We start from the raw sequence: 20,732 nt of genomic DNA, 5'->3' as shown, positions 1-20,732 counted from the left end.
TCGGAAACATACGCTGTGTATGTCGTATGCTCTGGGCATGTCCGGTGTCAAGAGCAGGCGCGAGCAGTACTCGGAAGCGACCCGCGCGGCCCTGTTGGCGGCCGCCGCGCGCCGGTTCGCCGAGCACGGCTTCGCCGGCACGGCGCTGGAGGACGTGGCCGCCGACATCCAGGCCACCCGCGGCGCGGTCTATCACCACTTCGCGAACAAGACCGCCCTGTTCCGCGCGGTCCACGAACAGGCCGAGACCGCAATGCTCAAGCGCGTCGAAGCGGCCGCCGCGGTGCATGCCGACGACGTCCTAGCCGCCGCCGGTGCCGCGTTGGAAGAGTTCCTGGACTGCTGCTGCGAACCGGAGTACGGCCGGCTGGTCTGGCAGGAAGCCCCGCTCGCGCTCGGCTGGCCGGAGTGGAAGGCCAGCGAGGAGAAGTACGCGTTCGGCATGATCGAGCAGACGATCAATGCCCTGATGGACGCCGGGGCGATGCCCGCGCTCCCGGCCGCCACCATGGCCCGCGCCGTGTTCCAGCTACTCGGCGGGGCCGGGATCGAGCTGGCGATGACTGCGGAGCCGGACAAGATCCGGGTGAAGGACGAGTACCTGCAAGTCCTGGGCTACATGCTCGGCGCCGGACCGGCCGAACCAGACGGACCGGCCGGACCGGCCGGACTCGCCTGAACGCCTTGAACCGTCCGCGCTGGCTACGATCAAGGACATGGCGGAGCTGATCGGGAAGAACGGGACCTGGACCTTCGACGGCGATCTGCTGCGCGTCGTCCCCGGCCACGACAAGGACGTTCCCCGGCTGCGCGCGGCGCTCGGCGAGATCGCGATCCCGCTGGCCGCCCTGGCCGGCATCGCCTTCGAAGCGACGCCGGAAACCAGCAAGAATGCGAAGAGCGGAGCGGGACGCATCCGAGTCCGCCTGCGCGCCGGATCGGATCCCCTGACCCAGGCCTGCGGCGGCCGGATCGCCGACGACGCGGATCCCTACCAACTCGACGTGCCGGCCGAACGCGGCGGCGTCGCAGAGTACTTCGCCGAGGAGGTCCGGGACGCGCTGACCGTGGCCCGGATCCCCTCCGACCCGGCCGGCCGCTACCTGGTCGCGCCGCCCCCGGTCCCGATCTCGGCGAACGGCCAGGACGGCACCGGCTCGTTCGACGGCGACGTGGTGCGCCTGGATTGGGGCTGGCTGGCCGACTTGAAGAAGCGGTCGGCCGGGAATCGAGAGTGGCCGCTGTCCGCGCTGGAAGCCGTCGAATGGCGACCGGCGGTGGGGATGGACTGGGGCTGGATCCGCTTCCGGATCCGCGGCGACGCCGGGATCGTCTCTCAGAACCCGCGGTTGGACCCGAACTGCCTGACGCTGTGGGGGACGAAGAAGGAGAGCGGGAACAGCGCGGTGTTGGCGGCCGCGATCGTGGGGCGGATGCCGCATCCGAATGCGGCCCCTGAGAAGCCTTCGCCCGCCGATGACACCGCCGCCACCGCCGTCGCCACCGCCGCTGCCGCGACCCCGGCCGCCGCCGGTTCCGATCACGACGCGCTGCTGCGCCGCCTGCGCGAACTAGGCGATCTGCGCCGCGACGGCGTCCTCACCGACGAGGAGTTCGCGACGGCGAAGCAGGCCGTGCTGAAGCAGCTGTAGCGCCGCCGGGACGGCGACGTCGAGCAGGCGGATCAGCAGTTCAGCGGCTCAGCGGCTCAGCAACTCAGGGCCTTGCGAACATCGGAGGGCGCCCCTCTGACCACGCCGCCGCAGACGGCCGTTCCGAGATCGACCGCGTACCAGTCAGCGCCGTCGTATTCGTAGACGATCGCGGCGTTTCCGTAGCTGACCGACGCGAGTTGCCCGGCGGCCCAGCCGTTGTCGCACTTCAGGACGCTGACTTTCGCGTCGGACGGCATGGTGCCGCCGTTCTTCTGCTCGGCGAGGCTGTAGGCCTGCTTGTCGTCGAGGCACGCCGGGCTGGGCGAGCTGTCCTTCGGCGTGGAGCCCTCCGTCGGAACTTCAGTCGGCGGCGCGACCGCGCTCTTCGAGCCCGAGGTCACCACGCCGGGAGGGGTGGGCGGCGAATCCGATTCGCCCGCGGACGGGGACGCGTCCGTCGTGCCGGAGGAATCCGACGGCGTCCCGACGCCCTGCGCCGGGTCCGCCGATTGGGACACCTGCGTGCTCGCGAAGCCCTGCGAGGTGCCGGAGTCGGTCGTCACCAGGGCCGCCGCCGTGCCGCCGACGGCGAGCGCCGCCACGGCCAGGACGGCGGTGAGGGCCCGTCTCGGACGGCGGGGGCCGCGGTCGCCGACGACCGTCAGGTCCTCCGGTGCGCGGTTGCGGAACGTGGTCGGCGGTTCGGCGGGGCCGGCTCCGGTGTCGGCGATCGCGCCCGAGGCCGGATCGAACGTCGGGTCCGGGTCTCGGTCCGGGTCCGCTGACGCGGCTGCCGCTGCCGCTGCCGCCGAACGGGCCATCGCATCGGCCGGCAGCAACGGCACCACGGCGACGTCCTCGGGGGCGCCGCCGTCCCGCAACGCGGTCACGACCGCCTCGCCCTGCTCGGCGATCAGCGCGTGCACGGCGTCCGGCCAGGTCCGGGTGACCGCCGGCACGTCCCCGATCAGGGCCAGCACCTGCTCCGGCGTCGGCCGCGCCGCGGGGTCCTTGGCCAGGCAGGCCGCGATGACCTCGCGCAGCTGCTCCGGCACCGCCTCCAGGTCCGGCTCGGCGTGCACCACGTTGTAGAGGGTGGCCGGGGTCGAGGCGCCCATGAACGGCTCGGTGCCGGTGCACGCCATGTAGACCACGGCGCCCAGCGAGAAGATGTCGCTGGCCGGCGTCAGCGGCTTGCTCTCGGCCTGTTCCGGCGACATGTAGCCGGGCGAGCCGACCAGCCAGCCGGTGTGGGTGAGCTCGCTGGTGTTGCCGTCGGTGACCCGGGCCACGCCGAAGTCGATGACCCGCGGGCCGTCGGCGGCCAGCAGCACGTTGGAGGGCTTCAGATCGCGGTGCACGAGCCCGGCGGCGTGGATCCCGGCCAGCGCGGTGGCCAGCCCGGCCGCCAACCGCGCGGCGGTGTCGGCGGGCAGGGGCCCGGCGGCGTCGATCGCCTGGCGCAGCGAGGGGCCCGGCACGAACACCGTGACCAGCCACGGGATCTCGGTCTCGACGTCGGCGTCGACCACCGGGGCGGTGTAGGCGCCGGAGACCCGGCGCGAGGCCGTCACCTCGCGCCGGAAGCGCTCGCGGAACCCGGGCTCCTCGACGTGCTGGGCGTGCACGAGTTTGAGCGCCACGAGCCGCCCGTCCGGCGCCCCGGCCAGGAAGACCCGTCCCATACCGCCGCGGCCGAGGTGGGCGAATATCCGGTAGGGTCCGATCCGCCGCGGATCCGGCAACCCCAGTGGCTTCATAGACGCCAACCCTAAAGGGGATGCTGCTCCAAGGAAACGCGAGGGGCGCATTCGACCAAGTAGTTGAGACATCCGACACAGACGGTCAGTAGTCGAGCGAGAACGGCGAGTGATGCGACCCTTCGCGACCGCGGAACAATTGGCCGGTGTCGTCGCCGAGGTCTTCGGGACCGATCGGCGAATCGTCACGATCGACCGGCTGCCCAACGGTTCCAAGAAGGGCGTCTACCGGCTGGGTCTGGACGACGCCACCACCACGATCGTCTATATCTGGGACCCCGCCGAGGACTACTGGAGCGACGTCCAGGACGCCGACCACGCCGATCGGGCTGACACGTTCTCGCACGCCTCCGGACTCGACATGTTCGAGGCCGCGGTGAACCGGCTGGAATCGGTCGGAGCCCGGGGACCGCGATTGCTGTTCGCCGATCGAAGCCGGGCCTTGTATCCGGCGGACATCGCAGTGATCGAAGACCTTCGCGGCGGAACGCTGCAAGCGCTGCTGGAAAAGGATCCGGACGCCGGGCGTGAGCCGTTGGCCGTCTTGGCGGGGATGCTGCGGCTCATGCACGACTATCCGGCGCCGCGGTTCGGGCAGGTCTTCACCGTCGACCGCGGCCTTCCGGTGAACGGCGAATCGGGAGTGCGGGTCATCCTCGACCGGGCGCTCACGGACGTCCAGGAGGCCGCGAAGCGCGACGATCGGGTCCGGGCCGGTCGCAGCACCCTGACGGAGGCGCTCCAGGACCTGGCGTCCCGCGTCACCGCGCCGCCGCGCATCGGCCTGATCCACGGCGAGCTCGGCGCGGACCACGTCATGCTCGCCGACGACGGCGCCCCGGTACTCATCGACGTTGAGGGATTGGCGTATTTCGACATCGAGTGGGAGCACGTCTTCGTCCGCATGCGCTTCCAGGAGCACTACGCGCCACTGCGCCGCGAGGACCTGGACCCCGACCGGATGCGGCTGTTCCAGCTGGCGATGCACGTCAGCCTGATCGCCGGGCCGTTGCGGATCGGTTCGGGCGACCATCCGCAGGCGGCTTGGTTCCGGGATCTGGCCGCGTTGCACGTGCGGGAGGCGTTCGCCTTCGCGGCGAAGGAAGCCGCGGGCTGACCGCCCGGCCGGCGCACCGGGGCGAACCTGGTACTGCCGTTCCTACCGTCGAGCAGTTCCTGGTCGCCGCGCGACGAGCGGCGAACCATGAAGTCATGGCAATCATCTTCATCACCGGCGCGAACAAGGGACTCGGCCACGAGGCGGCCCGGCGCCTCGTCGAACTCGGCCACACCGTGCTGCTCGGGGCCCGCGACGCCGAACGCGGCCGGTCGGCCGCCACGGCGCTCGGCGTGCGCTTCGTGCGGATCGACGTGACCGACGACGCCTCCGTCACCGCCGCCGCCGCGGATGTCGCCGGCCACGAGGGCCGGATCGACGTGCTGGTCAACAACGCCGGGATCAACCACCGCAAGGCCGACCCCGGGTCCATCACCGGCGCCGACGCGCTGGGGGTGTTCGACACGAACGTGGCCGGGGCGGTGCGGGTGACCGCGGCGTTCCTGCCCCTGCTGCGCGAGTCGGCCGACCCGGCCATCGTCAACGTCAGCAGCGGCATGGGCTCCCTGGCCTTCACCCACGACCCGAACCGGGCCGAAGGCAACGTGGTCGCCCCGCTCTACGCGGCCTCGAAGAGCGCGCTGACCATGCTCACCACGATGTATGCCAAGGCGCTGCCGGACATCCGGGTGAACGCCGCCGACCCCGGCTACACAGCGACCGATCTCAACGGCCACAACGGCTTCCAGACCGTCACCGAGGGCACCGACGCGATCGTCGCGCTCGCCACCGAGGGCCCGGGGGCCGGCTCGGGGCGGTTCGTGGATCGCGAGGGCGGCATCGGTTGGTAGCGCGGTTGTAGCGCGGTTCGTAGCGCGGTTGTAGCGCGGTTGGTAATGCGGCTGGAAGCGCCGGACCGGTGGCTCAGCCGTTCACTCCCTTGACCTGCTTGTCGGGCTCGATGAGGATCACGACCCGGTCCATGGCGCGGTCGTAGGGCTGCCCGATGTACTTCATCGCGATCGGGTCGATGATCTCCCAGGCCGCGTCCCCCTCGATCCACTCCACGGCCCGGCCGCGGATGGCGATCGGCATGAAGGGGTTGTCGGCCGGGGTCAGGGACAGGGCCACGCGCGGGTCGCGCCGCATGTTGCGGGCCTTGAGGCTGTTCGGGCCGGTGAGGATCGCGATGCGGTCCCCGTGCGGAGCGGCCCAGATGGTGACCGAGTGCGGCGCGCCGTCGGGCATGAGCGTCGCCAGGTGCACGAGCGGGGCGCTGTCCAGGACGGTGCGGATTTCCGGGTCGAGACTCATTTGGCGACCTCATAACGCAGGTGGGTGACGCCGGGGGCCGGGACGGCCTCGACGAGGGTAAGCCGGATGTGCTCCGGCAGCTCCTGGAAGAAGGGGCGTCCGCCCCCGAGCAGGATCGGCACCTGGTGCAGGATCAGCTCGTCGACCAGGCCGGCCTTCAGCGCCTCGGTGGTCATACCGCCGCCCATCAGGCCGACGTCCTTGCCGCCGGCCAGTTCCCGCGCGGCTGCGATCGCGTCGGCGATACCGGTCGTGACCAGCGTCTGGCGCTCGGACACGCCGTCGGCGTGGTGGCTGAGCAGGACCAGCGGCACGTCCGCGTGCGGGCTGCCGCCGCCGAAGCGGTCGGAGTCCTGGAACGTCCTGCGGCCGACCACGACCGCGCCGAGCCGCCCGGCGACCTGGTCGAAGACCCGCGCGCTGGGGGCGCTGAGGTGGAAGCCGGGCAGCACCCGGCTCTGCGTGTCGCCGTCGAAGTACCAGTCGAAGAGCGTCCCGCCGTCGCCGAGGCCGTGCCCGGCCCGGGGATCGCGGCCGGTGATGTAGCCGTCGACCGAGACGGCGAGGGCGGTGAAGACCTTGCCCATGTCCCTGTTCTCCCTTCCGGAGTTCCTTGAGGAAACTCTGTCGCTGGTGTGAACCGTAGCACAGCCAGGTTCCCTGAGGGAACCCCAGGCGCTAAACTAGGCCGCATGCAGCGCACGAACTTCAGCAGCCAACTGGCCGCCTGCTCGATCGCCCGCACCCTCGACGTGATCGGCGAACCCTGGTCCCCGCTGATCCTGCGGGACGTCTGGGTGGGACTGCGGCGCTTCGACCAGATCCAGGCCGACCTCGGCATCTCCCGCAAAGTGCTGACCGAGCGGCTCAACTACCTGGTCGAGGAGGGGATCATGGAGCGGCTGCCGTACGACCAGCGACCGCGCTACGAGTACCACCTGACCCGGAAGGGGACCGAACTGGTCGACCTGCTGATGGTGATGACGGCCTGGGGCGACCGCTGGCTGGCCGGCGAGGCCGGTCCCCCGGTGCTGTACCGGCACCACGCCTGCGGCGAGATCAGCCACGTGGACCTGCGGTGCGCGCACTGCGGGGAGCCGATGCACGCCGGGGACGTCGATCCGTTGCCCGGGCCGGGATCCGCGGGGCCGGAGCCCGCAGGAGCGGAACCCGCGGATCAGCTCGCGTAGACGCGCTTGGCCCGGCGACTCACCTCAGTCTTCACGATGTCTGCGATGTCTGCGATGTTTGCGATGTTTGCGATCCCTGCGACAGCGCCGCCTGGAACAGCTCGACCACGGACCCGGAGAAGTCCGCGTCACGGACGAGGCGGCAGCCGTTCGTCCAGGCGTCGGCGTCCTCCCCCAGGTAGCGATCGGCCAGCTCGGCGATCCCCTTGCACAGCAGCTCCGCGCCCCGGGTGTCCTGCTTGGTGATCACACATTGCAACGGGTCGTAGCGCCTGATGCCCGGGAGCTCCGCGGCGTCGCGCAAGACGAAGTCCGCCGGGTGGGCCAGTTCGAGGACGTCCTGCACGGTGACGCCGTTGGCACCGGCGTAGCCGAAAGGCACCGCCAGCGACAGATCCGACTCCATCGGGAGCTCGCGCAGCAACGCCAGGCCGGTGTCGCGGTCGGACAGCAGGCGGGACCACACGAACCCGTCCCGCCAGTGCTCGGCGGCGTACCGGCGGACATCCGGCGGGCAGGCGGGGTGGCCGACCACCGTGGGGCCGTGCCGACGCAGCTCTTCGTCGTCGCGCCGCGCGGCCGCCCGGACGGCGTCCCAGTCCACTGCGAAAGCCGGATCGTCGGGTTCCGGATCGCCGGGCGCCGCGTAGGCCCGGAACAGGAAGTCGCGCTCGCGGCGTTCTGGAATCAAGGCACTGCGAAGCGCGGAGACGCTCTGGTCGCGCACGGACGCCTCGAACGCGGGGCGCACGCGGTCCAGCAGTGGATCGCCGTCGGCCCGCAGGACCTGCGCGAGCAGGTCGTACCGGTCGGCGCGCGCCAGGATCAGGCCGGATTCGAGCTGTTCGAGGGCGTCGAGGTGGACGCGTTCGCGACCGTAGTCCGGGGCCGGCCAGTCAGGTAGCAGGGCTCTGAGTCGCAGCAGCGGATCGGTCGTGTACAGGAACTCCCGGGGAAACGGCTGCCCGCCGAACGGCCAGGCGGTCTGGCCGTCCCTCCAGGCGCTCAGGAAGGGTGGCACTGATCCCTGGGCGAACAGCCACGTCACGGTGTAGCCACTGACGGCGGTGAACTCCCGCGACCAGTAGTCGTCGTCCTGCCACAGCAGCTGCTGGAGCGAGCGTTCACCCATCGCCGCGAACTCCTCCTCCTCGGCGAGCAGCTCGACGCGCCGCCGGATCTCCGAGCGCTTCGACCACACCTCATCCCGCAGTCCGGCACCGGACGGGAGACAGCCCAGGCGCTCAGCCACCTCACGCATCAGGGCATTGGGACGGGCGTAGTAGAGCAGCGACGGAATGACCATGCCCTCATGGTGCCCGCTTGCCAACTACATCAACCTTCATTATCTTCATGTTCATCGAATGAATCAGGGTTCCGAGACGCATGGGAGACGACTATGGACCTCGATGTGCTGGTGATCGGCGGCGGCCCGGTGGGACTCATGAGCGCGGCGCTGCTGGACGCCGCGGGAGTGCGGGTGGAGGTGTACGAGCGCAACCCCGGGCCCAGCTCGGTCTCCAAGGCCACGACCATGCACCCGCGCACGCTCGAAGTGCTCAGCATGCTGGAACTCGGGGACGGGCGCCGGGTCAGCGACGTGCTGATCGGCCAGGGGCGCAAAGTACCGCACACGCACTTCGCGACGCTGCCGAGCCGGGTCGGCTACACCGGCCTGGACACACCGTTCCCGTTCGTGCTGATGAACCCGCAGTGGCGCACTGAGCACGCGCTCGCCGACTACCTGCGCGCCCGGTCGGTGCCCGTGCACTACGGGACCGAGGTGAAGGACGTCGTGCAGCCCGAGCCCGGGTCCGGGTCGGTGTCCGGGTCCGGGTCCGGGTCCGGGTCAGGAGCGGAATCGCAGGGCCCGGTGGTGGTCACGCTCGCGGCCGGCGCCGACGGCACCGAGCGGACCGTCTCGGCCCGCTACGTCGTGGGGGCCGACGGCGCGCACAGCATGGTCCGGCACGCCGCGGGGATCGACTTCCCCGGGAACCCGCCGACCATCCTCAACTTCGTCGCAGACGTCGAACTCACCGAGACGGTCGCCGAGGCGGAGTACTTCTGGCGCCACGACGCGGGTCTGGTGGGTGTCATGCCACTGCCCGGCGGCATCCACCGGGTCTTCGGGGTCGAGGTCGGCGACGTCGGCCTGCCCGCCGACGAGGTGCGGCGCAAGCAGAGCGAGCCGTTCACCCTTGAGGAGTTGCGCGGCGCGATGCAACGCGTCTGCGGCACGGACTTCGGTCTGCGCGCAGCGACTTCCCTGACCCGGGCGAGCAACAGCAGCCGGTTCGCAGAGCACTACCGCGTCGGTCGGGTGCTGCTCGTCGGCGACGCGGCGCACGTGCACCTGCCGGCCGGCGGCCAGGGCCTGAACGTCGGCTTGCAGGACGCGACCAACATGGCCTGGAAGCTCGCCGCCGAGCTGGCCGGCTGGGCCCCCGACCACGTGATCAGCGGGGCGGCGGGGTATGAGGCCGAACGCCACCTGGTGGCGCGGCGTCTGCTGGACGACACGCTGGCTCAGGACGCGTTGATGCACACCTTCAGCCCGGCCGGTAAGGCGCTGCGCGAGAAGTTCACCGGCTTCATCGACCGCCGCGGCGAGGTGTCCGAGGAACTGTCCGGCTGGCTGTCCGGCCTCGCGGTCGGCTACCCGCAGCCCGATGGGAGCCATCCGCTGGTCGGTACGAAGGCGCCGGACGCGGTCCTGGCCGGAGACGGTTTGGTGCGCTCGTTGCGGCCGGATCGGTTCCTGCTGCTCGATTTCGGCAGCGGCGACGCCTACGCGGAGCTGGGTGGCGCGCGGGTCGAGGTGCGTGCCGGGCTGCGGCACACGGGAGCGTGGGCCACGGTGCGCGCCGCGTTGATCCGGCCGGATGGGCACGTCGCGTATGCCGTCGACTCGGCCGGGGCGGATGCCGCTGGCGAACTGACCGAGGCGGCGGCCGCTGCCGAGACGGCGGAAGCCGTCGCCGCGTGGACCCGGCCCACGGTCCACAGCGAACAGCGGATCCCGGCATGACGGCCATGATGCCGCGCGGCCTGCTGGCACTGGCGATCGGCGCGTTCGGGATCGGGGCCACGGAGTTCGCGGTCATGGGCGTGCTGCCGAAGATCGCGACGGCGATGTCCGTCTCCATCCCGCACGCGGGGTACCTGATCACCGGTTACGCGCTCGGCGTCGTGGTCGGCGCGCCGGTGTTCGCCGCGGTGTCGGCCCGCGTCCCGCGCAAGCGGCTGCTGCTCGCCATGATGGTGCTGTTCACTATCGGCAACCTGGCCGCGGCGGCCGCGCCGGACTTCGGGTTCCTGCTGGCCGCCCGGGTGCTGACCGCGCTCCCGCACGGCGCGTTCTTCGGGGTCGGCTCGATCGTCGCCGGCGGTCTGGTCGAGAAGGACCGCGGCGGCCGGGCGATCTCGACGATGTTCAGCGGGCTGGCGATCGCGAACATCATCGGGGTGCCGGGCGCCACCGCTCTGGGTGACGCCGTCAGCTGGCGGCTGACCTTCCTGCTGATCGCCGGGATCGGGGTGGTCGCCGTGGCCGGGATCGCGGTGCTGGTTCCGGCGGCGCCGGAGCACACCCCGGTCCGGCTCGCGGCCGAGCTGCGGGCGTTCACCAGCCCGCAGGTCTGGCTGGCCCTGGCGATCGGCGCTTTCGGCTTCGGCGGGGTCTTCGCGGTCTACTCGTACATCGCGCCGATCCTCAGCTCCTCGGCGGGCATCGGCACGCTCGGGCTGACCATCACGCTCGCGCTGTTCGGCCTCGGCATGACGGTGGGCAACCTGGTCGGCGGCCGGCTCGCCGATCGGGCCCTGATGCCGGCGATCTACGTCGCCCTGGCCGCGCTCGGATGCGTGCTCGCGCTGTTCGCCCTGACGATGCACAACGCGGTCACGGCGCTGGGCACGGTGTTCGCGATCGGGGTCGCGGGCGGGATGGTGATCCCGCCGGTGCAGGTGCGGGCGATCCGGGCGGCGTCGCAGGCCCCGACGATGGCCGCCGCTTCCGTGCAGTCGAGCTTCAACATCGCGAACGCGGGCGGCGCGGCCCTCGGCGGCGGTGTCATCAGCGCCGGGCTCGGTTACGGGGCGGTGAGCCTGGCCGGGGCCGCGCTGGCGCTGGTCGGTCTCGGCCTCGCTGTTTGCTCAGGTCGGCTCGACCGGAGCGAACATCTCGAACCGGCCGCGACGGCTGCCCAGGTGTATGAACCTCAAGAACCTCAACCTTCTCCATAATGTGGGGATCCGGATCCATGAACCGGGACAGGAAAGGGCGGAAGAGATGGCGCGGCGCGCAGCGGACCAGCAGGACTACGTAGATCGGCTCATCGAGGCCATGACCGGTACGTACGAGCCCGAAGTGGCCGAGGCCAAGGCGCTGGCCTACCGGCTCCGCCGGCTCGCGCACCGGATGGAGACGGACATCAAGCGGGAGCTGTCGCCGCATGGCATCGAGCTATGGGAGCTGGAGCTGCTCGCCTGCCTGATCCGCTCCAGACCTGGCCACCAACTGTCCGCCGGCCAACTCATGGCCCAGCTGCAACTGACATCCGGGGCCATCACCAACCGCGTCGCCCGCCTCGAAGGCAACGGCTGGCTGACCCGCGAGATCGACCCGAACGACCGGCGCTCGGTACTGGTCACCCTGACGCCGGCCGGGATGGAGCGGGCGTTCGAGGTCTTCGCGATCAAGACCGACGCCGAGTTCTCGCTGCTGTCCCCGATCCCGCTGACCGCGCAGCGTCGGATCAACGACGATCTGCGGACAGTGCTCATCGCGCTTGAGGGGCAGGCCTGACGGCCGCGACGGCCAGGCCTGCCAACCGCTCAGCACCGAGTTCGTCGCATCACAGCCCGCTGATTAATGCCCACTGATTACCGGCGCCCGATCGCAGAACTCTGATCAGCACTCTGATTACAGCATTCTGATCAGCATCACCGAGCGCCCCGGTCGCCGACGATCGCGTCGATCTCGACCAGCGCGCCGAGCGGCAGCCCCGCGACGCCGATCGCGGTGCGGGCCGGGTAGGGCTCGGCGAAGGCCTTGCGGTAGGCGTCGTTCATCGCGGCGTAGTCGTCCATGTCGGTCAGGTAGACGCCGACGCGCACGACGTCGGCGAGGGTCCGGCCGCGGGCCGCGAGTACCGCTTCAAGGTTCGCCACCGCCTGCTCGAACTGGGCCGCGACACCCCCGGGCGGCAGCGCGTCGGTGGCCGGGTCCAGGCCGACCTGGCCGCTGATGAAGGTGAAGTCGCCGTGTGGCACCGCTGCTGTGAAGGGCAGGGAGGCGACCGGCGTCGCATCCGGGGCGGGGACGGAAGCAGAGGCAGAGGCGGAGGCAGAGGCCGCGGCCGGCTTGGGGGCCAAGTGAGGCGGCAGGCCATCGGCGTACTGTGCCTTCCCCTCACCGAACGAGAAGTCCTCGGCCCGAACCTCGTTCAAACCGACCAGCACGTCCTCCCGCCGCACCCCGACCTCGGCGAGCCGGTCGGCGACCGCCGCGTACAACGCCCTCTTCAGCGCCACGCTCCGCCCCGCGACAAGCGTGATATCGACCAGAACCACACGCTCGGAACGCTCGACGCCGAGGAACGACCGGTCCGCGACCAGCCGACCGGGCTCGTGTTCAGTCAGCACCTGGAACCGGTCACCCTCCGGTATGCCAAGCGCCTCGACCAGCGCCCGGTGAACCGCCTCGCCGGCCTGCTCGGCGAAGCCAGCCGGACCCTTGGGCACATCGATGCGAACGAACGGCACAGTGATCTCCTCCAAAAACGACGAACGTCCGGCCAGTATCAGACGCCGGGGAACGGAGATCACACAGCCAATCGGTAAGCGGTGGCCCACCGGTGAGGGGCTTCCATGGTCGATGGGTCGCCGTATCCGACGAACCGGCACGCCGTGATCGTTCCGGCGGTCAGAGCGTGGCGGCACCCTGGAGCGTTGCGACTGCTTGCACGGTCGCGTAGCCACGCCACTCCAGAGCGGCGGCCGGGGAATAGCTCGGGAACGTGACCTGCCACCCGCCGTCGGGCTGCTGCTGGGAGGCCAGCCGGTGCAGTTCGGCGGTGATCGTGGCTTCGCCGAGGAGCCGACGGGACCGGGTGTCGGGGAACGGGCTGAAGTCCAGCACTTGGAGCACCTCGCCTTCCGCCTCGGCAACGGAGGTCGGCCCTTCGATGGACACCAAGGGCCGGAGCCGCTTGAGCAGTCGCTCCGCCTCGGCGTCGTGACCGGTGACGGTGTCGAGGAAGAGGAAGACGAACATCAGCTCGTAGGGGTGCGGGGCCGCGTCGATCCGGTTGATGGCGTCCAGGCAGAAACTGGTGGCACCGGCCAGCCACGGGTGGTCCGCGATGTCCTTGTGATGCCGCGCGAGTCTGTGGGCCTGGGCCGCGAGCTGTGCCGTCATCTGTAGCGAGGACGTCTCTGTGTCAGCGCCGACCCAGTGCGGGGCAGAACCCTGAGTGTCGGAGCGCGGGAGGCTGAACGGCGTACCGCCGTCAGGCAGAGCGTGCTCCCCGAGCCAGTCGCAGATCCCCACCGCACGGGTGCTGTCGTCGCGGATCGTGGCAAGCACTTCCAGCGCGTGCATGGCGGCGACCGGCTGGCTGGTGGACGAACGCTGGTCCGGTTCGAGCCCCCACCCGTAGCCTCCGTCAGGGTTCCGATAAGCATCGAGAGCGGCCAACAGACCGGCCGTCGAGCCCCCGTCAAGAAGGAGCTGAAGCCGCCGTCTGTCGATGATCCGGGCATGAGTGGCGACGAAGGACACCGCGGCGTCCAGGCGGAACTCCATGATTGTCGAAACCTCGCTCGCGTCGTCAGGGCACCTCGATGACCCCGCCGGCCACCGCCCGGCGCAGTATGTCAGTACCCGACGGTAGCCGGACGGTGGCCGCCGGGCTCGGCTCGGCTCGGCGAGAGCATCGAGACAAGTCGCTCAAGCCCAGAACAGTCACTTTCCTGAGGGCTTCGCTGCGGGCAAGTCGTCCTCTGAACGGCCCTGGCCCGTTGCCGGGCCGGCTGGTTGCCGGTGAGCGTGGAGGCGGTGCCATACCCGGCGCGCACGCTCGCGATCGATCCGGAGGCCTCCCGTGGCGTACACCCCCAAGCCCGCGACTCCCGCGACCGTGTCGGCGAACCAGGAGGCGGTGGGCCGGTACGCGATGGACGACCGCCAGGACTTCACCGACAACACCCGCGGCTTCATCGCCCCGCTGCCCGGCAAGATCCTCGGTGGCGACGGCCACGTGGTCTTCGATCCCGCGAACTACGACTACCTGTCCGACGACGCCCCGGCGCCGGACACCGTGGAGCCGAGTCTGTGGCGGCAGTCGCAGCTGATCTCCAAGAGCGGTCTCTACAAGGTCGTCGACGGAGTCTTCCAGGTACGGAACAACGACATCGCCAACCTGACCGTCATCGAGGGCGACACCGGGCTCGTGGTCATCGACTGCACCGCCAGTGTCGAGGCCGCGACCCAGGGCATGGCCATGATCCGGGAACACGTCTCCGACAAGCCGGTGGCGGCCGTCATCTACACCCACACTCACGTCGACCACTACGGCGGCGTGAAGGGCGTGGTCAGCGCCGAGGACGTGGCCGCGGGAAGGGTGCCGATCATCGCCCCGGGCACGATCGCCTCCTTCGACGCGCACGCCATCGGGGAGAACGTCATCGCCGGCAACGCCATGTCCCGCCGGGCCGGCTACGCCTTCGGCAGCCTGCTGGACCTGAGCCCCACCGGCTGTGTCACCTGCGGCATCGGCATCGCCACCAGCCCCGGCGTGACCGTCTCCTACATCTCCCCCACCGATCCGATCACCGAGACCGGAGCCAAGCGGGACCTGGCGGGCCTGGAATTCGAGTTCCTCTACGCCCCGGACACCGAGGCCCCGGAGGAGATGCACATCTGGATCCCACAGCTCGGCGCTCTGACCTGTGCGGAGAACGCCAACCACTCGCTGCACAACATCCAGACGCTGCGCGGCGCCCGCACCCGCGACGCCCGCAACTTCGCCCGCTACCTGGACGAGACGCTTCAGCGCTGGGGCGACGACGTGCAGGTGCACTACGGCCCGCATACCTGGCCGGTGTGGGAGAACGGCCAGGTGACGGCGTTCCTGGAGTCCCAGCGCGACACCTACAAGTACATCCACGACCAGGCGCTGCGGCTGGCGAACAAGGGCTACACGCCGCTGGAGGCCGCCGAGGAGATCGAGCTGCCCGCCGAGCTGGGCCGCAAGTGGTTCAACCGCGGCTACCACGGCACCTTGCACCACGACGTGCGCGCCGTCTTCCACAAGGAACTGGGCCTGTGGGACGGCGACCCGGTGTCGCTGCACCCGCACCCTCCGGTGGAGACCGCCCAGCGATTCGTCGACCTGATCGGCGCCGACCAGATCATGGCCGAGGGCCGGCGCGCCATCGAGGCCGCCGACTACCGCTGGGCCGCCCAGATCCTGCACACCCTGGTCTTCGCCCAGCCCGACAATCAGGCCGCTCGCGACCTACAGGCCGACGCCTACGAGCAGATGGGCTACCAAGCCGAGGGCCCGCAGTGGCGCGGCATATTCCTCACCGCCGCCCGCGAACTGCGCGAGGGGGTCCTGCCCGCCGCGTTCGTCACCGCCAGCGAAGACAGCATCCTGGCCATGCCGGTGGACATCCTCTTCGACTTCGCCGCCGTCCACCTCATCGGCGACCAGGCCGCCGACGCCGACCTACGCATCGACTTCGCCTTCACCGACCTCGACCAGAGCTGGACGATGCGGGTCCGCCGCGGCGTCCTCAACGCCCGCCGCGGGACGTCCCCGGACCCGCAGCTCACCGTCACCGGACCGAAGGCCGCGCTCGTGGCCGCCCTGCTCAAGCCGAGCTCGGCTGGGCAGCTCGCCCAAGCCGGGAAGATCCGGCTCGACGGCGATGACAGCGCCCTGCAAACCCTCGCCGGGCTCTACGACGAGTTCGATCCCGACTTCGCCATGGTCACCCCGTAGGGCTGAGAACACCCCGAGCGCGTGGCCAAGTGGATCGAGAACGCGAGCGCCATACCCGCCGGGCCCGGCGACCGCGCCATCGGCCTCAAGCAGATCGACATGATCGCCGCCCACGACACCTCGACCCGGCTCGACGAGATCACCCAGCCGACGTTGGTGCTGTGCGGCGACAACAACCACTGCACCCCGATGCCGCTGTCCGAGGAACTCACCCGCGGCATTCCGGGCGCGGAACTGGTCGTCTTCCAGGATGCCGGCGAGTTGATCGAGATCGAGCAGGAGCAGCGCTACTTCGAGGTCGTCAGCTCCTTCATCGGCCGCCACAGCGAAGCGTTCTGAACCGTGCTGCGGCCGGGAGGACTCAGGTGTGGAACAGATCGGTCGAGACCGCCCAGAGGTGCTCGGCGGTAGCGGGATCGAGCGCCCATTCCTTGACACCGTGCGGGTGTTGCGCGAGGTCGGCATCGTTCGGCACCGTGTAGGCCTCTCGGCAATCGTCGAGGTAGTGGCCGCCGGAGTGGGCGAACTGCGGGGCGACGGCCGCGACGATGGTGGTGGCGGCCCCCTGCTCCACCGTTTTGTACGTGAAGACTCCGGCGGCCTCGGCCGCGTCGAGCGACTGCTTCTGTTGCGTTGTGAAGTTGCGCTGTAGACCCGTCGCGACGCCGCCGGGGTTCACCGTATTGGCGATGATGCCGTCGCAGGCCCAGAGGCGGGTCGCCTCGACGGCGAACAGGGAGTTCGCCGTCTTCGACTGGGCGTAGGCGATCTGCGGGTCGTAGCCGCGACGCTCGAAGTGGAGGTCGTCGAAGTCGATGCCGGAGCGCATGTGCGCGGTCGAGCTGACCGACACGATCCGTGCTCCGTCGCGGTCGGACGCGCCCAGGGCCAGGGCGTCGTGAAGGCCGGTGGCGAGGGCGAAGTGACCGAGATGGTTTGTCGCGAATTGCAACTCCCAGCCCTCGCGGGTTCGTTCGAGGCCGCCGGTGACCACGCCCGCGTTGTTGATCAGTAGGTGAAGCGGGCCGCTCCAGGCGTCGACGAACGACGTGACGGTGGTCCGGTCGGCGAGGTCCAGCCGGACGACCCGGGGCCGGCCCCCTCCGGTCGACTTCTCGATCGCTTCAGCGACGGCGTCACCGGCAGCTGTGTTCCGCACCGCGAGCGTCACCTGCGCCCCGACCGCGGTCAACGCACGAGCCGTCTCGACCCCGATTCCGGAGGAGCCTCCCGTCACGATCGCGCGCAAGCCGGTGAGGTCGACGCCCTCCAGCACCTCTTCCGCGGTGCTGGAGGCGGTGAAGGAGGTGGAGATGAGTTCGCGAGCCGTCATGGCGATGACTATACAGACTAGACTAGGTTTGTTTAGTAAGATGCCTGCTCGTATGCTCGGTCGCATGAGCAGTCCCGATGCCGGCCCCGGGCCGTCGGCGAGCGCCGGTACCGACCGTCGGAGCATGGTCCTGGACTCCGCCCTGGTCACGTTCGCGCGGTTCGGCTATCGGAAGACCTCGATGGAGGACGTGGCGCGGGCGGCGCACATCTCCCGGCCCGGGCTCTACTTCCTCTTCTCCTCGAAGGAGACTCTGTTCCATGCCGCGGTCACCCAGGCCTTGGAGCGCGACATCGCAGCGGTCGAACACGTCCTGGCCGACGCCGACCGCCCACTTCCAGAGCGTCTCATCGAAGCGTTCGACCAGTGGGCGGGCCGCTACATCGGCCCGCTGACGCACGATGTCGCGGTGGTCGTCGAGGACAACCCCGACCTGCTCGGAGAGATCGTCGAGTCCACCCCGCGACGTTTCGAGGAACTGATCACGAACGCGATCGCCGTCGAGTCAGGGCAGGAAGCGGCCATCCCTGTCGCACAGACCATGATCAGCGCATCGATCGGCCTCAAGCATCAGGCCGCATCGCGGGAGTTCTACCTCGAACGCCTGAAGGTCGCCATCGAACTCCTGGTGCACTGAAGCCGCCTGCTGAAGCCGCCTGCCGAAGCCACCTACCGAAGCCACCTACCGAAGCCGCGAGAGAATCCGGCCATCCGCTGTTCCGCTGTAGGTTCCTATTGGGTCTTCCGCGTCAGTTCGGCCTGACCTGTTTCGCCGCGTCCGGTTCCCATCAGTTCTTCGAGCGAAACCTCGACCGGTCCGTCGTGCCGCGCGCTGGATCGCCAGTCGGAGATGCGCACCAGAGCCTCGATGTAGGCGAGACGGAACGGCCCGCGGTCGGCGCGGTCGCGCAGCGCCTGTGCCTGGTCCGTCCATGATCCTCCGGCTTCGGGCCGAAAGTCCGCGGTACGCAGGGATTGACCGGGGAAGGTCTCGCCGCTGGACAACGTGAACGCCGGTGTCCGGTCGCCGTCGACGACCCCTAGGATCGCCGGTGCCTCCTCGGCCTGCGCAGGCACCGAGATCCGTACCTTGCCGTGGTGCGCGGCGACCAGATACGTCACGAGCCGGTGATCGGTGCGGTCACCGTGCCAGTGATCGCTGTGCGCCAGCATCATCGCGCTGACCAGCTCGTGGCGGAAGTAGGGCCGGCGGGAGCGGCCGGTGCTGTACGGGGCCTTGGACTTGGCCAGCAGGACATCCGGCGGGTCGCCGCCGCCGGAGCGCAGCATCTCCTGGAACACCTCGTGGCACTTGCCGAGGTCGTGGTAGCGGGCCGCCAGGATGACAGCTTCCTGCTGCGATTCGGGCAGGCCCGGCAGGGCGTCGACCAGCTTGCGGGCCTCGTCCTCGGTCTCGGCGAGGTGTCGGTCCAGGCTGACCCACTCGACGCAGGCGAACACCGGCGGGTCGGGGGCCGGCCCGGGCGTCGGGACCGGCGCGGTGCTGTCCGGAGACCAGCCTTGGTCGGGGAGGTAGCCGCCGCATCGGGCATCCAGCAGGATCAGCACGCCGGGCGCCAGGTCCTGGGCTGTGGCACGGCGCCAGAGGCCGTCGCGCCGGTCACGCAGCCAGGCCTGGCCGTCCAGCACTGGACGCAGCTCGTCCAGCGGGACCGGGCACAGCTCGTCACGGCCCGGATCGGTCTCCTCCTCCGAGGGCTCGCCGGACTCCCAGACCCGCCAGGCGACCAGCGCCGTGCGGTCGGCGGGTTCACAGACCCAGCTGGCGACGTCCAGATCCGGCGGGTCGACAGCGGTGTCGAACAGCGCCAGCAGATCGGACTCACCCCAGCCCTGGCCCGCCGTCTCGGAATCATCGCCGGGCTGCCGGAGGCCAGGGTCCCCGGACCCGAGCTCGGTGAGCAGGGTGCGGGGCCACAGATCGATCGCCACTTCCAACGCCCGCGTTCCGACGATGATCCGGTCGCGGTCCCGTTCGCCGAGCTCGGCCAGTCGGTCGCGGCGGTCCGCGGGGCGGAAATAGGGGTGGATCAGCACGGTGTCACGCTCGGGTATGGCTTCGCGCAGCGCGACGTGAAGCGCCCGCGCCCGCGCTACCGAGCCGAGGACCACAGCGGTCTGAGTCCCCACGACGTGAGCCGCCGCGACGGTCTGAGCCAGGCCGCCGACGTCCCCGGCAGGAAGCGGCTTCCCGAGGCTCGGGTCGGTCGGGTCCTGAGCCGAGGACATCCACAAGGTCGCGGTCGGCGCCGAAGTGCCCAGGGCATCGCGCATCCGCTGAATCCGGACGCTCGTCGGCAACCCGGGGCCGAGCAGGTGCAGGGCATCGAAGACCCATTGCGCGTCGTTATGGAGCAGGCCGTACGCCACCGGCGCCGACCGCCGCGAGTCGGCGAACCCGCGCATCAGGGCCCTGCTCAGCAACAGATCGTGGGTGCCGACCAGAATCGCGGTCCGCTCCGGATGGCGCAGCCAGCCGCCGTCCCGGACCGCGCCCGCGAGCAGATGTACCCCGACCTCGCCCGCACGTCCAAGCCCGTCCAGCCACCCGCCGATCCGCGCGAAGGCCTGCTCGGGAAGGCTGTGCGCCGGCAGCACGTACACCAGCCTGCGCGGCGTCGACTCCGGCGCGCAGACCAGGCGGCGAAAGAGCCAGGGCAACACGGCGGTGGCGGTCGTGTCCGCCCCGATCGGAATCCGGAGTTCTGCCGGAAGACCTTCCGCGGCGATAGCGGCCTGCACAGCATCAGGAGTGCGGCCGGTCGCTGCTTGGAAGAACTCTTCAAACCCGCCCGTCAACCCAGACTCCCTCCGCGGCCGCTGTCCGACCTTAGCGCGGAGTCCAGTGCAGCGCCCTGTGGCAGCACGTCATGGACCGGCTCCCTGCCGCGGCCCAGCAGCCGTCGGTACTCCGAACGGCTCGGCTGTTCCATCGGTCTTTCACAAGCGCGACTCAGGCGCAATCCCCATGGGAAAACGAAAGATTCAACGGGAACCTACATCCGCTGCCAGGCCTTATCAGACCCGCACCTCAGACCCGCACCACCATGTTCACCGGCATCGACATCAACGGCGAGATCTTCACATCCGTCCCGGGATGCGGGGCGTGGACGATCTTGCCGTCCCCCAGGTACATCCCGATGTGGCTGCGCCCCGCGTAGTAGATCACCAGGTCGCCGGGCTGGATCTGGGAGAGCGGCACCTGCTGGCCGGCCTCGGCCTGCTCGGAGGAGGTGCGGGGGAGCGCGACGCCGGCCTGGCGCCAGGCCTGCTGGATCAGGCCGCTGCAATCGAAGGCGTCGGGGCCTTCGGCGCCGAAGACGTAGGGCTTGCCGAGGTCGGCCAGGGCGGCGGCGATCGCGGCGCGGGCTCGGTCGGAGGGGGCGAG

At 70.2% G+C, this 20,732-nt stretch carries 20 protein-coding genes; 11 read left to right on the top strand and 9 right to left on the bottom strand.

The features are described from left to right. Positions 1-37: 37 nt before the first annotated feature. Together IZR01_RS31175 and IZR01_RS31170 are read left to right on the top strand one after the other, a co-directional pair. Positions 38-679 carry a TetR/AcrR family transcriptional regulator gene (locus IZR01_RS31175; RefSeq protein WP_228560604.1) on the top strand — a complete coding sequence of 214 codons (642 nt, stop codon included), beginning with the start codon at positions 38-40 and terminating at the stop codon, positions 677-679. 37 nt (positions 680-716) lie between these two features. Beyond that, positions 717-1,652 carry a DUF4429 domain-containing protein gene (locus IZR01_RS31170; RefSeq protein WP_194895676.1) on the top strand — a complete coding sequence of 312 codons (936 nt, stop codon included), beginning with the start codon at positions 717-719 and terminating at the stop codon, positions 1,650-1,652. A gap of 56 nt (positions 1,653-1,708) precedes the next feature. On the opposite strand, the gene IZR01_RS31165 is transcribed toward IZR01_RS31170, so the two are convergent. Then, positions 1,709-3,415: a serine/threonine-protein kinase gene (locus IZR01_RS31165; protein WP_194895675.1), complete on the bottom strand. Its 1,707-nt coding sequence runs from the start codon at positions 3,413-3,415 to the stop codon at positions 1,709-1,711. Positions 3,416-3,527: 112 nt separating this feature from the next. On the opposite strand from IZR01_RS31165, the gene IZR01_RS31160 reads away from it, so the two are divergent. Both IZR01_RS31160 and IZR01_RS31155 read left to right on the top strand, forming a co-directional pair. Continuing rightward, entirely contained in the window at positions 3,528-4,532 is a 1,005-nt protein-coding gene (locus IZR01_RS31160) for a phosphotransferase (protein WP_194925953.1), read from the top strand. 95 nt (positions 4,533-4,627) lie between these two features. After that, positions 4,628-5,323 carry an SDR family NAD(P)-dependent oxidoreductase gene (locus tag IZR01_RS31155; protein WP_194925952.1) on the top strand — a complete coding sequence of 232 codons (696 nt, stop codon included), beginning with the start codon at positions 4,628-4,630 and terminating at the stop codon, positions 5,321-5,323. Positions 5,324-5,396: 73 nt separating this feature from the next. Here IZR01_RS31155 and IZR01_RS31150 read toward each other — a convergent pair whose 3' ends face one another. Then, positions 5,397-5,786, bottom strand: a complete 390-nt coding sequence (locus tag IZR01_RS31150; RefSeq protein WP_194925951.1) for a pyridoxamine 5'-phosphate oxidase family protein — start codon at positions 5,784-5,786, stop codon at positions 5,397-5,399. Beyond that, positions 5,783-6,373: a dihydrofolate reductase family protein gene (locus tag IZR01_RS31145; protein ID WP_194895671.1), complete on the bottom strand. Its 591-nt coding sequence runs from the start codon at positions 6,371-6,373 to the stop codon at positions 5,783-5,785. Before IZR01_RS31145 ends, IZR01_RS31150 begins: the two co-directional genes overlap by 4 nt. A gap of 105 nt (positions 6,374-6,478) precedes the next feature. Between IZR01_RS31145 and IZR01_RS31140 the strand changes: the two genes are divergently transcribed. After that, a complete protein-coding gene (locus IZR01_RS31140; RefSeq protein ID WP_194925950.1) occupies positions 6,479-6,976 on the top strand; it encodes a winged helix-turn-helix transcriptional regulator in 498 nt (165 codons plus the stop codon). Between the two features lie 31 nt (positions 6,977-7,007). Here the strand turns inward: IZR01_RS31140 and IZR01_RS31135 are convergent, their stop codons facing one another. Further along, the gene (locus tag IZR01_RS31135; RefSeq protein WP_194925949.1) at positions 7,008-8,282 is read right to left on the bottom strand and encodes a hypothetical protein; all 1,275 of its coding nucleotides are present in this window, start codon (positions 8,280-8,282) and stop codon (positions 7,008-7,010) included. A gap of 93 nt (positions 8,283-8,375) precedes the next feature. Here IZR01_RS31135 and IZR01_RS31130 point away from each other — a divergent pair, with 93 nt between their 5' ends. From IZR01_RS31130 to IZR01_RS31120, 3 genes are read left to right on the top strand one after another with little or no spacing between them, the layout of a single operon-like run. Continuing rightward, the gene (locus IZR01_RS31130; RefSeq protein WP_194925948.1) at positions 8,376-10,007 is read left to right on the top strand and encodes an FAD-dependent monooxygenase; all 1,632 of its coding nucleotides are present in this window, start codon (positions 8,376-8,378) and stop codon (positions 10,005-10,007) included. Beyond that, on the top strand, positions 10,004-11,224 hold the full coding sequence (locus IZR01_RS31125; RefSeq protein ID WP_228554933.1) for an MFS transporter: 1,221 nt from the start codon (positions 10,004-10,006) through the stop codon (positions 11,222-11,224). The genes IZR01_RS31130 and IZR01_RS31125 overlap by 4 nt, the downstream gene beginning before the upstream one ends. 46 nt (positions 11,225-11,270) lie before the next feature. Next, positions 11,271-11,786 (top strand): MarR family winged helix-turn-helix transcriptional regulator, encoded by a 516-nt coding sequence (locus tag IZR01_RS31120; RefSeq protein WP_194895667.1) that lies wholly within the window; start codon positions 11,271-11,273, stop codon positions 11,784-11,786. A 137-nt stretch (positions 11,787-11,923) separates the two neighbouring features. Here the strand turns inward: IZR01_RS31120 and IZR01_RS51185 are convergent, their stop codons facing one another. Continuing rightward, complete coding sequence (locus IZR01_RS51185) at positions 11,924-12,745, bottom strand: Rid family detoxifying hydrolase (protein WP_323747153.1); 822 nt, start codon at positions 12,743-12,745, stop codon at positions 11,924-11,926. Positions 12,746-12,905: 160 nt separating this feature from the next. After that, positions 12,906-13,787 carry a hypothetical protein gene (locus IZR01_RS31105; protein WP_194925947.1) on the bottom strand — a complete coding sequence of 294 codons (882 nt, stop codon included), beginning with the start codon at positions 13,785-13,787 and terminating at the stop codon, positions 12,906-12,908. 298 nt (positions 13,788-14,085) lie between these two features. Between IZR01_RS31105 and IZR01_RS31100 the strand changes: the two genes are divergently transcribed. Then, a complete protein-coding gene (locus IZR01_RS31100; RefSeq protein WP_194925946.1) occupies positions 14,086-15,990 on the top strand; it encodes an alkyl/aryl-sulfatase in 1,905 nt (634 codons plus the stop codon). Positions 15,991-16,011: 21 nt separating this feature from the next. Then, positions 16,012-16,329: an alpha/beta fold hydrolase gene (locus IZR01_RS31095; RefSeq protein WP_194925945.1), complete on the top strand. Its 318-nt coding sequence runs from the start codon at positions 16,012-16,014 to the stop codon at positions 16,327-16,329. A 22-nt stretch (positions 16,330-16,351) separates the two neighbouring features. Here the strand turns inward: IZR01_RS31095 and IZR01_RS31090 are convergent, their stop codons facing one another. Next, a complete protein-coding gene (locus IZR01_RS31090; RefSeq protein WP_194925944.1) occupies positions 16,352-17,323 on the bottom strand; it encodes an SDR family NAD(P)-dependent oxidoreductase in 972 nt (323 codons plus the stop codon). A 64-nt stretch (positions 17,324-17,387) separates the two neighbouring features. Here IZR01_RS31090 and IZR01_RS31085 point away from each other — a divergent pair, with 64 nt between their 5' ends. Then, positions 17,388-17,960: a TetR/AcrR family transcriptional regulator gene (locus tag IZR01_RS31085; RefSeq protein ID WP_194925943.1), complete on the top strand. Its 573-nt coding sequence runs from the start codon at positions 17,388-17,390 to the stop codon at positions 17,958-17,960. Positions 17,961-18,055: 95 nt separating this feature from the next. On the opposite strand, the gene IZR01_RS31080 is transcribed toward IZR01_RS31085, so the two are convergent. After that, positions 18,056-20,143 (bottom strand): CRISPR-associated endonuclease Cas3'', encoded by a 2,088-nt coding sequence (locus IZR01_RS31080; RefSeq protein WP_194925942.1) that lies wholly within the window; start codon positions 20,141-20,143, stop codon positions 18,056-18,058. A gap of 232 nt (positions 20,144-20,375) precedes the next feature. Further along, the coding region (locus IZR01_RS31075; RefSeq protein WP_194895659.1) for a C40 family peptidase at positions 20,376-20,732 on the bottom strand (357 nt) is incomplete at its 5' end.

This window comes from Catenulispora pinisilvae (genome assembly GCF_015356865.1).
Taxonomy (GTDB): domain Bacteria; phylum Actinomycetota; class Actinomycetes; order Streptomycetales; family Catenulisporaceae; genus Catenulispora; species Catenulispora pinisilvae.
Note: the sequence above shows the minus strand (reverse complement) of the source record. Positions and strands in the feature narration are given on the sequence as shown.

Excerpts from the sequence above, each read along its gene's own strand:
- IZR01_RS31160 (WP_194925953.1), top strand. The coding sequence starts at position 3,528 with ATGCGACCCTTCGCGACCGCGGAACAATTGGCCGGTGTCGTCGCCGAG.
- IZR01_RS31120 (WP_194895667.1), top strand. The coding sequence starts at position 11,271 with ATGGCGCGGCGCGCAGCGGACCAGCAGGACTACGTAGATCGGCTCATC.
- IZR01_RS31125 (WP_228554933.1), top strand. The coding sequence starts at position 10,004 with ATGACGGCCATGATGCCGCGCGGCCTGCTGGCACTGGCGATCGGCGCG.
- IZR01_RS31145 (WP_194895671.1), bottom strand. The coding sequence starts at position 6,373 with ATGGGCAAGGTCTTCACCGCCCTCGCCGTCTCGGTCGACGGCTACATC.
- IZR01_RS31130 (WP_194925948.1), top strand. The coding sequence starts at position 8,376 with ATGGACCTCGATGTGCTGGTGATCGGCGGCGGCCCGGTGGGACTCATG.
- IZR01_RS31085 (WP_194925943.1), top strand. The coding sequence starts at position 17,388 with ATGAGCAGTCCCGATGCCGGCCCCGGGCCGTCGGCGAGCGCCGGTACC.
- IZR01_RS31175 (WP_228560604.1), top strand. The coding sequence starts at position 38 with ATGTCCGGTGTCAAGAGCAGGCGCGAGCAGTACTCGGAAGCGACCCGC.
- IZR01_RS31135 (WP_194925949.1), bottom strand. The coding sequence starts at position 8,282 with ATGGTCATTCCGTCGCTGCTCTACTACGCCCGTCCCAATGCCCTGATG.
- IZR01_RS31155 (WP_194925952.1), top strand. The coding sequence starts at position 4,628 with ATGGCAATCATCTTCATCACCGGCGCGAACAAGGGACTCGGCCACGAG.
- IZR01_RS31105 (WP_194925947.1), bottom strand. The coding sequence starts at position 13,787 with ATGGAGTTCCGCCTGGACGCCGCGGTGTCCTTCGTCGCCACTCATGCC.
- IZR01_RS31170 (WP_194895676.1), top strand. The coding sequence starts at position 717 with ATGGCGGAGCTGATCGGGAAGAACGGGACCTGGACCTTCGACGGCGAT.
- IZR01_RS31090 (WP_194925944.1), bottom strand. The coding sequence starts at position 17,323 with ATGACGGCTCGCGAACTCATCTCCACCTCCTTCACCGCCTCCAGCACC.
- IZR01_RS31165 (WP_194895675.1), bottom strand. The coding sequence starts at position 3,415 with ATGAAGCCACTGGGGTTGCCGGATCCGCGGCGGATCGGACCCTACCGG.
- IZR01_RS31150 (WP_194925951.1), bottom strand. The coding sequence starts at position 5,786 with ATGAGTCTCGACCCGGAAATCCGCACCGTCCTGGACAGCGCCCCGCTC.
- IZR01_RS31140 (WP_194925950.1), top strand. The coding sequence starts at position 6,479 with ATGCAGCGCACGAACTTCAGCAGCCAACTGGCCGCCTGCTCGATCGCC.